Source organism: Magnetococcales bacterium, from assembly GCA_015232395.1.
Lineage (GTDB): Bacteria > Pseudomonadota > Magnetococcia > Magnetococcales > JADFZT01 > JADFZT01.
Genome location: JADFZT010000086.1, coordinates 1 through 15,854 on the forward strand (window position 1 = coordinate 1; position 15,854 = coordinate 15,854).

The window sequence follows — 15,854 nt, forward strand, 5'->3', positions numbered from 1 at the left end:
CAGATCGCCAACGCCCACACCATCTTCAATGTGGTAATGGCCCTGGTCTTCCTTCCCTTTGGAACGCTCTTTGCCCGCTTCTGCGAAGCCGTTGTGCCCGACAAGACCGAAGCCGAACTCGCCGCCGAAGGGGCTGTTTCCGGAGCTTACAAGCCCAAATATCTGGATGACAATCTGCTCACCACCCCGGCCCTGGCCATCGGTATGGTCCGCCGTGAAATGAACATCATGGCCGACACTCTGGAGCAGATGATCAACGATGTGCCTGACGCGGTCTTCAAGGGGGATCTCAAAAAGATGGAAGAGATTCGCCAACTGGATGACCGGGTGGATGAAATTCACGATGCCATCGCCCACTATCTCTCCCAGGTGGGTAGCCAAAACATTCCGGCCCACACCGCTGACGAAGTGATGGCTGCCATCACCGCCACCAGTGAGATGGAGTCCATCGGCGACATCATCGAGAACAACCTCTCCCATCTGGCCGAAGTGTGCGCCAGCGGCAACATCAAGCTTTCTGATGAAGTGATCGGTGCCCTGGGTGAATATCACCAAGCCGTGAAAAAAGCCTTCCAAACCTCGGTGACCGCTTTTGTCTCCGACAATCGCCAGGCTGCTGAGATGGTGATGAACATGAAGGATGAAATCAGCAGTATGGATGCCCAGAGCCGGGCCAAGCAGATGCAGGCCCTGCAGAGTGGTGAAGCAGTGGACAGCTTGAACACCTATACCCTGCAGATGGATATCCGTGAAAACCTGAAACGGATCTACTATCACACCAAACGGATTTCCAAGCTGGTGGCCCGCACCGAGGACGCCGCTGCCTGGAAAGCGGTTTCCTGAACCAAATCCGACCTACACTGACATTCCCGGAATGGGAGACCCGCACCGTTTTAATTGGTGCGGGTTTTTTTGTTGTCGGTATGGATTTTCTGTTCTGCAATCCAGTTCAAAATCTTAAATCAGTAAAAAATGTCTGTAGATACGGGGGGATCCTTGAACTGTAGGCAGGGGGCTCCTTGAACAGCAGGAAAAAGGCCTTGGTGTCAGGTGCTGGAGAACAGGCAACAGAGATGAAAAACGGGTAGGAAAATTTGTGAATTGTCAGTATCATTCATCGAGTTTTGCTTCCGGAAAAGAGTTCTTGAGCCACGCATTGCAAGGGGGTGGGGTTTTCTTGCTCCTTTCAATCGGAAAAAATCGGAAGAGCGCGACACTTTTCATCATTTTCCGTGCTGGATTTTTGCATAGGGCCAACTAACCCAATTTTCAACACAATTATCGATCACCTCGGGATGGATCACGTATGGCACATCAGAATCAAGGCTCCATTGGCACCAAGGTCGGCATGGGCTTCATGCTGGTGGTGGCTCTGTTTTTGTTCGTCATCTGGCGTCACCAGATTGTCCTGGAACGCTCCCAGGAGGAGTACCGCTATCTTTGGGATCAGGTGCAGGCCCGTAAGGATGCCGCCTTGGACATTCGACGCTATGTATTGGAAGCACGCCAGGCTGAAGCGGAATTTTTTCTCATCCAGGATTGGTTTGCCGTCAGCCAAGTGCAGGCCAAGGTGGAGCAGGTTGAGTTTGTAGCCGGATCTTTGGATCGTGGGATAGGCTTGGGGGGGGAGGAGACTGAGCGGGTTCGAGGGTTGATGGCAAACTATCTGAAGCAATTTTTGGCCATTGCCAACGCTTGGCGGGAAAAGGGGCTTGATCACGATTCGGGTCTGCAGGGGCGATTTCGACAGGCGGTACACAAGATGGAGTCGATGTCGGATCTGTTGGCCCACCGATTACCGCTGATCGGAGTGCAGTTGGAAAAGGATATTCTCTCCTTAAGACGCCGGGAAAAGGATTATCTGCTTCGGGGGGATCAAAAATATGTCCGCAAGGTGAAGTCTGAAATCCAGGCCCTCGACCGCTTTATTAACAATGCTCCCCTGGAAAGCGAAGAGGTCGCGCAGTTTCAGCAGCTCATGATCGACTATCAGGAGGGTTTTTTGGCGTTGGTGGCCCAGAATGACCAGATCATCGCACACACCAAGGAGATGCGTCTTTCCGTGGAGCAGATCGAACCACTGCTCAGAGAGATCGTTTCCAATGCCGATCAGGCCATGAATCAGACCATGGCCGAGCTTTCCCAGCGTTCCGAAAAGCATCGGGAGAGCATGCTCTGGTTGACCATTATTTCCTCGTTATTGGGTTTCCTGATCACTCTGATGGTCGTGCTCTGGAGTTCTGCCCAGCACCGCAAGCTATTGCGTAGCTCCTCCCGGATCCAGGCCATCATGGATAATGCCGTGGACGGCATCGTCACCATCGATGAAAAGGGGATCATCGAGTCGGTCAATCCGGCGTTGGAAAACACTTTCGGCTATCCAACGGGGGAGCTGGTGGGGCTGAACGTCAGTGTACTGATGCCATCCCCCTTCCGGGAGGAACATGACGGCTACCTGAAACACCATCTCAAAACCGGGGAGCGCAAAATTATCGGTTCCATTCGGGAGGTGATGGGGGTGTGCCGGGATGGTGGGCAATTTCCCCTGGATCTTTCAGTCAGCTCCTACCAGGTCGGTGGCAAAACCTATTTTACCGGTATTCTCCACGACATCACCGAGCGTAAACAGGCCAAGGATGCCCTGGAGAAGGCTTACGATGAGCTGGAAATGCGAGTCAGGGAGCGCACTGGTGAGCTGGAAAACACCAACCTTAAACTGCAACACGAAATAGACGAACGCATCCGCGCCGAGGAGGGGTTGAAACTGGCAGCCAAGGTGTTTGAAAACGCCAGTGAAGCGATTTTGATCACCGATCACAGGGGGATCATCATTGATGTCAATCAGGCTTTTACCAACATTACCGGTTTTGAGCGGGAGGAGGCCCTGGGTGAAAATCCCCGGATCGGTAAGTCGGGGCGGCACGACGCGGATTTTTATGATCAAATGTGGACGGAAATCACCAACAGTGGCAAATGGTCCGGCGAGATTTGGGACCGCCGAAAAAATGGTGAAGTTTATCCCAAATGGCTCACCATCAACGCCGTCCACACCCCGGATGAAGTGATCACCCATTATGTCGGTATTTTTACCGATATCAGTCACATCAAGGCCACGGAGCAGCGGTTGGAACAGTTGGCCTTTTATGATCCCCTGACCAGCCTGCCCAACCGCATGCTGTTTCGGGATCGACTACTTCATGAGTTCGAAGCGGCCAAACGTTACCACAAACGGGTCGGCGTGTTTTTTATCGACCTGGATCGCTTCAAGAATGTCAACGATACCCTGGGCCATGCTGCCGGGGATATGTTGCTTGAGGTGGTCGCTCGGCGTCTCACCGAGTGCGTCCGCTCATCGGATACCGTCGCCCGCCTGGGTGGCGATGAATTTACCGTCATTTTGGCCGACCTTGATGGTCCACAAGAAGCCGCCCCCATCGCCCGCAATATCATCAAATCATTGATGGAGCCAGTCCCCCTGGATGAGCACAAGGCCCACATTGGAGCCAGTATCGGGATCGCAATTTTTCCGGATGATGGCGGGGATTTCGATACCATCACCAAGTTTGCCGATGTGGCGATGTATCACGCCAAGGCGAGTGGTCGGGGTAATTTCAAGTTTTTTGAAGGCCAGATGAATGCCAACTCCATCAAGCGGGCTGAGCTGGAAAAAAACCTGCGCCTGGGGCTGGATGCCGATGAATTTTTGCTCCACTACCAGCCCAAGCTCTCTCTTTCCACTGGCAAAATCGTCGGTATGGAATCCCTGGTACGTTGGCAGCGGGCTGATGGCAAAATGATTTCCCCGGCGGACTTTATTCCCCTGGCGGAGGAGACCGGGCTGATTATTCCCATGGGCGAGAAAATTTTGCGCAGTGCCTGTATCTTTAACAAAAGATGCATGGAGGAGACCGGTGTACCCTTGCGGGTGGCGGTCAACCTTTCCGCACGGCAGTTCCAGCAAAAAAATCTCCACGATTTGGTGGAAAAAACCCTTCAGGAAACCGGCCTCGAACCCAAATGGCTGGAGCTGGAGGTGACGGAAAGCATGATGATGCTGGATGAAAAGCAGGCCATTGCCACATTAAACCGCTTACGGGAGATCGGCATCTCCATCGCCATGGATGATTTTGGTACTGGTTATTCCTCCCTGAGCTACTTGAAGCGCTTTCCCATTCAATCCCTGAAGGTGGATCAATCCTTTGTCCGGGATATCACCACCGATCCGGATGATGCCGCCATCGTCCAAGCCATCGTCTCCATGGCCAAAAGTCTGAGACTGCACGTGGTGGCGGAAGGGGTGGAAACCGAGGATCAGGCGGTTTTTCTCGATAACATTACCTGTGATGAACTCCAGGGCTATTTTTTCAGCCGTCCCCTGCCTGAGGCGGATTTCCTGAAATTTATCCAAACCCCGATCTGATTTTTCTTTCTTGACCAAAGGGGTATGCCCAGCTTCAAAGGCACACCCATTGCTGTACCCCAGGGATTTTTGTTGCTGTCAGGATGTTTCCAGAGCAGGCAGGGAGACCGTGAAAGTGGTCCCCTTGTTCACTTCGCTATCCACTTCCACATAGCCCCCGTGGGCATCGATGATTTTGAGGACGATGGCCAGTCCCAAGCCGGTGGATTTTTCCCCTGCGGTGCTTTTGATGCTGAGTTTTTGGAAGGGTTTAAAAAGTTTTTCCCGCTCCTGGGGAGGGATTCCCGGGCCTTGATCAGATACGGAAAAATCGACCCAGGGGGGGCGGTGGCTGGCGGAAATCCGGATTTGGGTGCCAGGTTTGGAAAATTTAATGGCGTTGGTGAGGAGATTGTCCACCACCTGGGAGAGGCGCTCGGCATCGAAGGGAATCAGGGGGAGCTTTGGCAGCTCCCGTTCCAGGGTGATCTCTTTTTTTTCGGCGGCCAGGGTCAAGAGGTGAATCCGAAAATCCAGCAGTGCCGACAGATCCCCCGGCTTCGGCTCCAGGGTGAATCGCCCGCTCTCGATCACCGAGACATCCAGCAGATCGGTTACCAGGTTGAGCATCTGGTTGCTGACCCGATGGATGGTTTCCAAAAAAGTTTGGCGATCCTCCTGGGTGAGATCGTCCACCTCCAGCATCAATTCACTGAACCCCCGAATCGTGGCCAGCGGATTTTTCAGATCGTGGGCAGCCATGCCGAGAAAGCGGTTTTTGATTTCATTCAGCTGGGCCAGCTTTTGGCTTTTTTCCTCCAGTTTGGTCTGCTGGGCGCGCAGAGCCAGATGGGTTCGGGTGCGGGCCTGGACAATGGCGGGGCGAATGGGCTTGGTGATAAAGTCCACTGCTCCCAGCTGAAGCCCTTGCAGTTCATCTTCCTCCTGGTTTCGCGCCGTGATAAAAATTACCGGGATCTCCCGGGTGGCGGGATTTTCCTTGAGCTTTCGGCACACCTCATAGCCGTCCATCTGGGGCATCATGATGTCCAGAAGGATCAAATCCGGCGGTTTGGAGGAGGTGGCGATCTGAAGGGCTTTGGGGCCGTTGGTGGCGACCTGAATTTCAAAATGGCTCTTCAAGGTGTCTGAAAGCGCCCGCAGATTGATGGGCATGTCATCGACGATCAGCACCCGTCGGCCATCGATCCCGGAAATCTCATCCCCCTGGTTCCCTGGGGATTGGGGCTTCTCAGAAGCTTGGGTATCGGGCTCCGGGGATCTTGCTGTCATGGCTCCAGATCCCGACACGTCACTCGATTGCGCCCCCCCTCCTTGGACTCATAGAGCGCTGCATCGGCGGTTTCGAAAAGCAGTTTGGAATTGGAGGCTTTATCGGGAAAAATAGTCGCGACCCCGATACTGATGGTAACCTGCAAAACAGCCTCGCTGAAGATGGGCTGAATGCGGGTGGCTTCCACATTGGCACGCATCTGCTCAGCCAGGCGTCTGGCGGCGGGGCCTGCGGTGTTGGGGAGCAGCACCCCAAACTCTTCCCCCCCCATGCGCACCAAAATATCTTCAGGTCGCTGGATCACCTTGGCCAGTGACGCCGCGACCTGTTTCAGACATTCATCCCCAGCGGCATGGCCGTGGGTATCGTTCACCTTTTTAAAAAAATCGATATCCAAAATCATCAGGGAGAGGGAGGTGGATTCCCGGACCGCCCCTTTCCACTCCCGCTCGAAGGCGTGGTCGAAAAAACGCCGATTGGGGATCTCCGTCAGGCCATCCAGAAAAGCCATGGATTCCAACAGATCCACCTTGCGTTTCAAGGCAAGGTGGTTGTGAATCCGCGCTCGGATGATGGCCGGTTGAAAGGGCTTGGTGATGTAATCCACCGCCCCCATCTCCAACCCCCGGGTTTCATCTTCGGTTTCCGTCAGGGCCGTGACAAAAATGATGGGGATCTCTTTGGTCGCGGGATTTTCCTTGAGCTGGCGGCACACCTCATAGCCGTCCATTTCCGGCATCATGATATCCAGGAGGACCATGTCGGGGGGAGGGGTGTCGTTGGCGATCTGAAGGGCCTTGGGGCCGTTGGTGGCCACCAGGATCTGATAGTAGGGCTTTAGATGGTCTGAGAGCACCTTGATGTTGATGGGCATGTCATCGACGATCAGGATGCGTGCGCTGCTGGATTCAGCCATGATACCACTCCTCTTTCCCTAGTCCGCTTTTGCCTGCCGCTCGGCGATGGATTGTTTTAATGCATCCAGCCGGGGCAGGGCTTCGTCATAGGCGATATTTTCGATCAGGTGGATCAACTCCCGTATCTCCCCATCCAGGGAGGTGTCAATCTGTTCTTCCAGTTGGGTGAGATCGCTCTCTTCCACCAGTAGATTGTCTACCAGTTGAGTGCGGATTCTATCCAGGAGTTCCAACTGGGCCTGCCAATCCTGAGGCTGATCGGGAGGGGATAGTGTGGAGCGGCAGGCCGCTTCCCGCAAGTGGTTGGATGTCGTCAGGATCTGTTCCAGCTGCCGGGTAAAGTGGGCCTGGATTTCCGGTAGTTGCTGCCACTGCCCTTCCATGACGGCGGTTTCCAGGTTGAGTGCTGCGGTTTGCAGGGGGGTGGCCCCCAGATTGCCCGCCACCCCTTTGACCGTATGGGCAATGCGTCGAGTCTCCTCCCAGGCTTCTCCCACGACGGCCCGGGAGAGTGCCTGTTTGGTTCCCCTGAAGGTATCGCCAAATTGAATCAGCAGCTTTTTGAAGAGGGTGGCGTTGCCGTTGACCTTGCGCAACCCTGCTTCGATATCCACCCCTGGCAGGACGGTGGGCAGGAGGGTCGATGGCTCTTGGGAAGCAGGGATGTCGGGATTTGCGGCCTCCCGAACTTTTTTGGCCCTTTGTGGATCTGGTTTGATCCAGCGTTTGAGGGCTTCCATCAGCAGGATCGGGTCGATGGGTTTGGTCAGATAATCGTCCATGCCAGCCGCCAGGCATTCGTCCCGGGTGCCTTCCAGGGCGTGGGCGGTCATGGCCAGGATGGGTAGTTGCTCCTTGGAGAGGCTGGTGCGGATTTTTCGGGTGGCCTGCAAGCCGTCCATCTCGGGCATCTGCATATCCATCAACACCAGATCAAAGGGATGGGCGTTGGCCTGCTCCACCCCCAGTCGGCCATTTTCGGCAACGGTCACCACCATGCCTGCGCCTCGGAGCAGTTCACTGGCCACCTCCTGGTTGATGGGATTGTCTTCCACCAGCAATACCCGGGCACCCAGGTGATCCGTAAGCGGCGAAATGCCACCGCCATCCTCTCCCTGTTTGTGGCTTTCCCGTAGCCCATCGTGACCCATGGAGTTAAGAATCGCATCCAGCAAAATCGAGGGGCTGGCGGGCTTTTGGAGGAAGGCCTCTACGCCTGCTTTGAGCGCTTTTTCCTTGGTATCCTCCTCACCGTGGGCGGTGACCATCAGCACGGTGGGGGCTTCGGTATCGGTTTTCTTCGTATCCCGAATGCGCCGGGTGGCTTCGATGCCGTCGATGCCAGGCATTTTCCAATCCATCAATACCAGCTGATAGGGATCCCCATCGGCTTGATCGGCCATCAGCTCCAACGCTTCCTCACCGGAAGCCGCCGTGGTGACCTCAAAGGCCATGCTACCCAACATTTCCGCCAGCACTTGCCGGGCACAGCTGTTGTCATCCACCACCAGCACCCGCAAGCCGGTGAGATTCCGGATCTGGCCTTTTTGGGCGCTGACTTGGGCAGAATCGAGCGTCTCGGCTATTTTGAAAGAGGCCCAAAAGCGAAAGGTGCTGCCTTTCCCCGCCTCACTTTCAGCGAGAATCTCTCCCCCCATCAATTCCACCAACTGTTTGGAGATGGTGAGGCCCAGACCGGTGCCGCCAAAACGCCGGGTGGTGGAGTCGTCTGCCTGGGAAAAGGGTTTGAAAAGTTTTTGCATCTGCTCCGGGGTGATGCCAATTCCGGTGTCGGTGACCGAAAATTCCAGGGTAATGGCCTCGGCGCCAGGGGAGGGTTCTCCCCGCTGGCGAATGCCCACCATCACCTCTCCGCTGTCGGTAAACTTGATGGCGTTGTTGGTGAGGTTGATCAATATCTGGCCCAGGCGCAGCGGATCCCCCACCACCTGCTCCGGCAGCCCCGGAGCCATGTTGAAAATCAGCTCCAGCCCTTTTTCAGCAGCCTTGACATTGAGCACACCTGATAGATTTTCCAGCACCTCTTCCAAGCGAAACGGAACCTGCTCCATGGACATGCGTCCGGCATCTATTTTGGAAAAGTCGAGGATGTCGTCGATGATGCGCAGCAGGGCGTAGGCTGAGGAGCGGATTTTTTTCAGATAATCCTGTATCTGGGGATCGGGATTGGCTCGCAGGGCCAAAAAGGAGAGACCGATGATGCCGTTCATGGGGGTGCGGATTTCGTGGCTCATGTTGGCCATGAAAGCGCTTTTGGCAGCATTCAGACGCCGTTCCCGCTCCGCACGAAAATATTGTGGCAAGAGCAGGGTGAGATAGATAATCCCGATGGCCATGACCGGAAAAAGGGGATCGACAAAGAGCAGGGATTGGGTGAAAAGCAGCCACGCCCCCAGAAATATACCCACCACAACCAGCCCCACCAGCCCCATGGACCAGCGGGGGCGATTGTGGGTGAGAAACCAGGCGCTTCCCCCCCAGGTGAGGAGTAGAAGCAGCATCACAATGTCATCCCACCAGGCAGGCTCCAGGAGATAACTCCCCTCAATCAACTGCTCCACCAGTTGTATGTGGGCCTCCACCCCGGGGATCAACTCTCCCAGGGGGGAGTGGATATAGGCGTTATCCAAAAGGCCTCTGGCGGTGGTGCCGATGAAGACGATGTGGTTTTCCACCTCTTCGGGATCGACCTCGCCCTGGAGCAGATCCACGGCGGAGAGATAGCGGTCAGGGTTGAAGGGCCTGAAATGGAGCCACACCTGTCCCGTGGCTGAGAGAGGTCTGAAGGCTGGACCCAGCTGCAGCCCACGAATACCGGGTTGTACTGGGGAAAAGCGGGCTTCTTCCGGGGAAAGGGTGGTGATGGGCAGGTTGTCGAGCCCGAAAAAAACCCGTACTGATTCAAGCCCCAGGGAGGGGAAGAGGTCGTCCTGCAATTTGAAAAGCAGCGACATGCGGCGGATGGTGCCGCCCACATCCCAGACGTGCTGGCTGATGGCCCCGATCCCTTTGGCGCCGGCTTCCAGGAGCGATAGATTTGGAATGACCCCTTCCACCGGGGCCAAAAATTCCCGGGCATCCCCGCCAAACCCTGGAAAACGGGCCTTGGCTTCGGGCCAGCGGCTCCCTTCCTGTTCCGGGACGATCTGAAATCCGGTCACCACCCGGGCCTGGGAGATGCTCTCGGCCAACTGTTGGTCGTGATCGGGGAGTTGCTCCAAAATTTCCGTGAGTTTCGGATGGAGGGGCCACAGAGCGGCTACGGTTTGGGGGGAGGTTCTGTCCGGTTCGGCCAACAGCAGGTCAAAGACAATGGTTTGCGCCCCCATTTCAGCCAGCCGATCCACCATCTCTGCCAACCAGGTGCGGGGCCAGGGCCATTGCCCCATCTCCAGCAGGCTTTTTTCATCGAGAGCCACCACCCGGATGGGTATGTCAGTAGGGTAGTCCCTGGGATGGAGTTGATGAAGCTGGTCAAAGGCAAAGTGGGTGATTTTTTCCCGAAATGAGGGGTTGGTCCACTGGATAAAACACGCAGCTGCCACCAGTAGCGCCGAAATCCAGAAGGAAAATCGGCGTGGCAGCAGCGTGATTGTTTTTTGCAGCAGCTTCATCGGGGCAAAGGTTCCGGGTTTGCCGGGGTCGGATGACCGATTGCTCCCAAGGTATGGTGCTGGCCCGGGGAGAGCACTCCCTTTGGCCGGGGCTTGTGCAGCCTGGGTGGCGGAGGCCCTTTTCTGTTTGGCGGCCTGGCCCCTCTTTGGATCAGGGGGGTGCCATCTGTTTCTGAAGTGCTCTTGGCTTTTGGTGGCGGTTCACCATCCGGTGGGGGCTCTCCGCCAACTGGGGGCTCGCCATCACCAGGCTCCTCGTCACCTGGAGGTTCCTCGCCATCATCTGGTTCCTCTTCTCCATCTTCAATTTCGTGCCGAAGGTCATCATTATCCATGTGTGCCGGGGGAGGTGGTGCGGATGGTGGAGGCGCTTCAGCGGGAGCCGGTGCAGAAGAGGATTGGCTGGAAGCATCCATTCCAAAGTCATCGTCATCATCAAAGCCACCCTCTTGTTCGTGATCACGGTTCTGATATTCATTATGCATTTCATCGTCGTCAGAGGAGGTCTTGTTCAATCCCCCCTCGTCATCGTCCATCTCGTTTTTTTCATTTTCCTCTTTTTCATTCCCTTCTTTTTCGTTCCCTTCTTGTCCTGGTTTGTCATCTCCTTCGTTGTCATCTCCTTCGTTATCATCTCCTTCGTTGTCATCTCCTTCATTGTCATCTTCTTCGTTGTCACTGTTTTTGCCTTTTCCATGCTGAAAAGGGGCCTCACCAATCGTCAACAGATCAATACTGATACGTTTTTTGGTCAGTTTGGGAGCCATTTTCAGGGTAGTGACCAGGGCATTTTGTCCCGCTTCCACCACCAGCTCCCCGCCGTCATTCTGCAACACCACGGCACCATCATTGACGCTCACATGCAGCGTTTTGGCAAGCAGGGCGGTATAATCGGTACCCCGGATGCCCAGCATCGCCAGGGAGGTTTTGAGTTTATATTCTCTCGGTCGGTTTTTGCCGATTTTGCCGGTCAAGGTATGGATCGCCCCTTTGATCAGGCTCATGTGGGCGCGGTTGGTATCCACTCCCGGGGCTTGGTAGCGATAGTCGTCGATGGCAAACCGGGTGTTTTTATAGAGGGTCAACATCGCCCCATCGGTAAAGCGGATCTGGGCTTCCCCGGCACCGGTGACGATGGTTTCGCCATTATGCACCAGAGCCCCCCGTTTCAGGGGGCGGGGGGCCTGATCAACCTCTTGGGCATGTACCTCTCCCCTGGCGGCCAATACCTTGGCAGCGATGGTTTGATCGATGGATTTTTCCTGGGCGTGCAGAGGCCAGGGCAGCAGCAGAGAGGCCACCGCAATCCATATGATCAGGGGAACACGCCAACGGTTGCCGATATCAATTGGGTCCATGGCTGAAACTCCACGTTAAGGAGAGTCCGACCAGGTGTTGGTCGTAGTCGGACAAACCGATGTTGGCCTTGTTGCGGAGATAACGGTAGGAGGGAGAGAGAGACCACGTTTTAGAGAAGGCATAATCAACCGCGACATCGAAAATCCACTGCGTCTCATCCAGGGTTTCAAAGAAGAGGGTCTCCTCGGCATCGTATTCGATGGACTCCACATAGGCCCGACCCCAGATCGACAGAGAGGGGGTGAAGCGATGGGATCCCCCCACATGCCCTCCAATATATTGATTGCCCAAAAAATCCCTGCCAGCGGTTTTTTCCCACTGAACACCGCCGTGGAGGCCATAATAGAGGAGGCTTTCACCGCTGGTTTCACCCAACTCGATCTGGTGGCTGATACCTGCGGCCAGCTCCCGGGCATCATCCACGGGATAGTCCGGATAGGTATAGTCCAGATAGCGCAGATGGGAACTCACCCATTGGTTTGCTTTGAGGCGATGCTGCCAGAGGAGCTGCCCCCCCCAAAATTGGCGGTAGAGTTTTTCATCGTCCAGATAGGCCTGGGCCAGACCGGTCAAGGAGTAGAGGTTGCGACCGGTTTCGTGGGAAATGCCCAGGTGCAGGTTGCCGTAGCCTTCATCGTTATCATGACGGCTGGTGTGGCTGTTTTGAAAAAAATCGATCCCCCCCAACAGAGCGGTTTTTTGTGTAACGGGGTGGATGAAGAGGAGACTGCCGGAAAGAGAGCCAAAGAGATCGTCGTCAGCGGAGAGGGTGCCCAGGCTGGTGAGGTTGACTGGGTCGATGCCGGGAATCAGCAGCGCATCCACATCGGGGCCACCGGTGACATTGCTGTCGTAGCCCAGCGTGGTTTTTAGATGTCCCCGCCAGCGGGTGGGGCTTTTTTTGGGGATTTTTGAGGGGATCTGCGCTTTCAGATCGGCCATCTCCTGTTTTTCAGCGGCGGAGAGCTGTCTTTTTTTGAGTTGGTTGAGATTGAGATTGGCAGAGTCGAACTGCTCCAGCTCCACATGGATGCGGGTAGCCAGGAGGTGTGTCCGGATGTTGTTGGAATCCGTGATCAACATCCGCTCCAGAGCAAAAAGGGCGCGCCGACCTTGACCGGTTTCGTGCAGTGCCTGGCTTAAGAGTTGGTCATAGTCGGCCATGCCTGCCAGCGACTCCTCCAGAGGAAGTAACAGCGCCAAAGCTCCCTTGGCATCCCCTTTTTCAAGCAGCTCCCGGGCTTTTTGTCGGACGGTTTCCCCTTGGTTTTCCTGTTGCGGGCCTGGCGGGCTGTTTTTTGTGGTGGTTGTGGCAGGGGAATTTTCCAGGCTTGCGGTATGACCGTATCCTGAAAATAGTCCCAAACTCACAAGGCCCGTGGCGATAATCGCCCTCTTCCAGCCTCGTTGGGGTCTGTCATGGGTTTTTTTTGTCATCTGCCAGCCACTACCTGAAAAATGGAATGAGTGGGGCAGGGTGGTTCATCCACCTGACGGACCAAAAATTCTCTCCCCCAGTTAACAGGATACACCCTTTTGCCGATGGATATCTTGTTTTGGTGTGAAAATCAGGCCTTTTTTTGGATCGCTCCACAGGAGAGAGAGGCCAAATGGGGGTGAAAAGGCCCCCTCAGGCCAGAAGGGATGGGAATGTGGGACAACAGCCTGTTTTTAAGTTGGATATCGATTTGACCAGGGGGGATTGCCTTCCCCTCCACTCCTCCGGTTCACTTAAGATCCATCATCCAGGGGAGAAAAATTGGGATCGATGGCCGGGAGGAGGGGGTGGGATCTCTCTTGAATGGGGGTAAATATCGGCTGCCGGGAGGCTATTCCGCCAGCCAGGGTCGTTCGGAGTTGGCAAAATCTTCCCAATAGGCACCCAGTTTTCCTTTGATCGCCTCATATTGGCGAGCCCGCCAGCCGATGAGCACCCCGGCATAGTGGTTGGCCGGGGAGTCGGCCCCCTCCAAAATACCCTCTACCAGGTCGGGCATCACCGAAACATCATTCATGGTGCCCAGCACCCCTTGGAGTTTTTTCAGGCGACCGATAAAGCGGTCCATACCTTTTTTGGCGAAGAGGGGCTTGAAAAATTCCGTGGCATAGCGCAACTTTTTGCAGTCGATGCGCAACTCATGCAGCGCTTCAATGGGGAGTTCATCGATCCGGGAGCCATCCCGCATCACCCTCAGCAGCCGTTTATTGAGCACCTTGATGGCGTAGGAACTGATGGGTTTCATCAGCTTGAGTCGGTAATCCCCGGGCAGGTCGGCATCAAACCAGGCATTGCTCTTAAGCCAAGCGTCAAACCCTTTGCGAAAGGCCTCGTAGCGGTCGCTGTCGAACATGTCCCGCACCTGGGTGTAGGCTTTATCCCGGTGTTTTCTGGAGAGATTTCCCAGCCGTTTTTCTCCATCCACCAATATTTGTGCGATCTCCTCCCCCTGGGCCTGGGGAATTTTTCCGGTCATGGCGCCCAATCCTTCATCGATAAAGACATCCAGATCCCGGGCCGGACCCAGCTCACCCGCTACCCAGCGCATCTCCTGGGACCAGGTGTCGAGAATTTCCCGGGGGATGGCTTTGCGGAAGATCACCAGGGCCGAGCGCATCCGTCGCAGGGAGACCCGGACCTGATGGACCCCTTCGATATCCCGCCCGTCATAGGCGATGGGCGCCCACTTCAACATGACTTCGAAGTTATGGCGCATGATGAGGCCAAACGCTTCGGTAACGGTCTGGCTGACATGGATGGGCATGGGAAGATTATGGGGTTTGGGCATCGGCCTGAGACTCCTTGGTCTGTAAAAGCTTTGTGGCTCGCATCCTGCGTTGGGTGGCATGGTTCAAACCGGTCCACAGCTCTTCATATACCCCAAATGATTCGGTTTGGCACCCCGTTTTGCTGCTTTGCTGGGGCTTTTTGGTGGGTTATCAGGCCTGATTTCAGGTAAATAGGGTGGGGAGAAAGTTTGCTTTATTTTTGCAGAACAGGCTGTTTATCAATGGTTTCTTGTTATGCTGACAGGGGGCTTGGAAGGGGTGGACTGGTGTGGCGATTGTAACAACCCGGTGTTGCCAGTAGGGATGGTGAATCAGCCGGGATGACTCCCAGGCTTGGGGTATGCTGAAGCTCAGGGCTTCTGCTGGGGGGAGAGGTGCTTGGTGTGGTTTGTGAATCGGTTGTCGGGTAGAATCTTCTCTGAGCTTGTTTTTATTCTGTTCTGATCCTATTTTGCCCAGCTACCGCCATTTTTTTTTGAGGTACTACGCGAATGACCGAACTCACCATTGCCGATGTCGGCGTCGAGCGTTTCAACAACGACCATCAGCGGCTGCTTTTTTATGTGGTGGAATTTACCCGCCTGGCCAAACGATTCAAGGAGCGGGAACCCTTTGAAGATGAGTGGGATCAGGTGGATGCCATTTTTCCCCGCCTGGAAAAATATACCCATCACCACTTTGAGGCAGAGGAGGCGATGATGCGGGAGCACGACTATCCCCATCTCGACCTTCACGTCAAACAGCATCACCATCTGGTTTTGCATCTCAAGGATCTCAAGGCAGGTGTGGCTGATCGCCGAAATGTCGCCATTGCCCGACTTGAATCCTTTCTGGAAGATTGGCTCCGGCAACACATCAACCAGGAGGATGTGCGCTATCGGGGGTTGTTCCAGCTGGCCGAAACCCGGGAGATCGTCCACAAGGCGCTTTTCAACGAAATGATTTCAGCCGGCCAACTGCATCAGGTGGTGGCCGCCCCTCCTGGCAATGTGGTTCTCATCGATCTGCGCACCGAAACCGAACAGCTGGAGGGAATTATCCCCGGCAGCCATCTCTACCCATGTGATCACAATCTGGAAAACCGCCAGGATACCGGGCCGTTTGAAGCCTGTTTTGGGGCCACCTTCGATGCGGATCGGTTTGATGCTGATAAATGGTACGTGCTCATCTGCCGCTCCGGCCCCCGTACAGAAATTGCTCTGGAAAAATTTTTGGATGAGGGGCTTAAGGCGTGTGAATTGATCGGTGGGATAGAGGAGTGGAAACGTCAAAATTATCCCGTATCACCCTTTCTGCCCACAACTCCCAGGATACGTTGAATGGGGATCTTTGCCGAAAAAAAGCCTGAATTCATTCCCAAATTCGGAAGCTTATCTAGCGTGATAGGTTCTTGCTCAACAAAAACGCGAAAAAAATTCACGTTTTTTGATTTGGCCTAAACCAGAGCCAAGGCTTGTGTCAGC

9 protein-coding genes are annotated in these 15,854 nt (G+C 55.0%); 3 read left to right on the forward strand and 6 right to left on the reverse strand.

The annotated features are described in order from the left end of the window. Both HQL52_17325 and HQL52_17330 read left to right on the forward strand, forming a co-directional pair. Positions 1 to 843, forward strand: an 843-nt coding sequence (locus tag HQL52_17325; GenBank protein MBF0371212.1) for a Na/Pi cotransporter family protein, incomplete at its 5' end; no start/stop codon positions are given. A gap of 463 nt (positions 844 to 1,306) precedes the next feature. Further along, positions 1,307 to 4,420, forward strand: coding sequence for an EAL domain-containing protein (locus HQL52_17330; protein ID MBF0371213.1), 3,114 nt, complete (start codon positions 1,307 to 1,309; stop codon positions 4,418 to 4,420). A gap of 78 nt (positions 4,421 to 4,498) precedes the next feature. Here HQL52_17330 and HQL52_17335 read toward each other — a convergent pair whose 3' ends face one another. The 6 genes from HQL52_17335 to HQL52_17360 form a co-directional block, all read right to left on the reverse strand. Then, entirely contained in the window at positions 4,499 to 5,692 is a 1,194-nt protein-coding gene (locus HQL52_17335; protein MBF0371214.1) for a hybrid sensor histidine kinase/response regulator, read from the reverse strand. Further along, complete coding sequence (locus HQL52_17340) at positions 5,689 to 6,609, reverse strand: diguanylate cyclase (protein MBF0371215.1); 921 nt, start codon at positions 6,607 to 6,609, stop codon at positions 5,689 to 5,691. The genes HQL52_17335 and HQL52_17340 overlap by 4 nt, the downstream gene beginning before the upstream one ends. Positions 6,610 to 6,627: 18 nt before the next feature. After that, positions 6,628 to 10,245 carry a response regulator gene (locus HQL52_17345; protein ID MBF0371216.1) on the reverse strand — a complete coding sequence of 1,206 codons (3,618 nt, stop codon included), beginning with the start codon at positions 10,243 to 10,245 and terminating at the stop codon, positions 6,628 to 6,630. Beyond that, positions 10,242 to 11,603, reverse strand: coding sequence for a FecR domain-containing protein (locus tag HQL52_17350; GenBank protein ID MBF0371217.1), 1,362 nt, complete (start codon positions 11,601 to 11,603; stop codon positions 10,242 to 10,244). The genes HQL52_17345 and HQL52_17350 overlap by 4 nt, the downstream gene beginning before the upstream one ends. Next, on the reverse strand, positions 11,590 to 13,041 hold the full coding sequence (locus HQL52_17355; protein MBF0371218.1) for a DUF560 domain-containing protein: 1,452 nt from the start codon (positions 13,039 to 13,041) through the stop codon (positions 11,590 to 11,592). The genes HQL52_17350 and HQL52_17355 overlap by 14 nt, the downstream gene beginning before the upstream one ends. A gap of 392 nt (positions 13,042 to 13,433) precedes the next feature. Continuing rightward, positions 13,434 to 14,390, reverse strand: coding sequence for a CHAD domain-containing protein (locus HQL52_17360; protein ID MBF0371219.1), 957 nt, complete (start codon positions 14,388 to 14,390; stop codon positions 13,434 to 13,436). 492 nt (positions 14,391 to 14,882) lie between these two features. Between HQL52_17360 and HQL52_17365 the strand changes: the two genes are divergently transcribed. Further along, entirely contained in the window at positions 14,883 to 15,710 is an 828-nt protein-coding gene (locus HQL52_17365; protein MBF0371220.1) for a hemerythrin domain-containing protein, read from the forward strand. The last annotated feature ends 144 nt before the right edge of the window (positions 15,711 to 15,854 follow it).

What these genes read in the sequence shown, in the direction of transcription:
- HQL52_17330 (MBF0371213.1), top strand. Translation starts at nt 1,307, where the DNA reads ATGGCACATCAGAATCAAGGCTCCATTGGCACCAAGGTCGGCATGGGC.
- HQL52_17335 (MBF0371214.1), bottom strand. Translation starts at nt 5,692, where the DNA reads ATGACAGCAAGATCCCCGGAGCCCGATACCCAAGCTTCTGAGAAGCCC.
- HQL52_17340 (MBF0371215.1), bottom strand. Translation starts at nt 6,609, where the DNA reads ATGGCTGAATCCAGCAGCGCACGCATCCTGATCGTCGATGACATGCCC.
- HQL52_17345 (MBF0371216.1), bottom strand. Translation starts at nt 10,245, where the DNA reads ATGAAGCTGCTGCAAAAAACAATCACGCTGCTGCCACGCCGATTTTCC.
- HQL52_17350 (MBF0371217.1), bottom strand. Translation starts at nt 11,603, where the DNA reads ATGGACCCAATTGATATCGGCAACCGTTGGCGTGTTCCCCTGATCATA.
- HQL52_17355 (MBF0371218.1), bottom strand. Translation starts at nt 13,041, where the DNA reads ATGACAAAAAAAACCCATGACAGACCCCAACGAGGCTGGAAGAGGGCG.
- HQL52_17360 (MBF0371219.1), bottom strand. Translation starts at nt 14,390, where the DNA reads ATGCCCAAACCCCATAATCTTCCCATGCCCATCCATGTCAGCCAGACC.
- HQL52_17365 (MBF0371220.1), top strand. Translation starts at nt 14,883, where the DNA reads ATGACCGAACTCACCATTGCCGATGTCGGCGTCGAGCGTTTCAACAAC.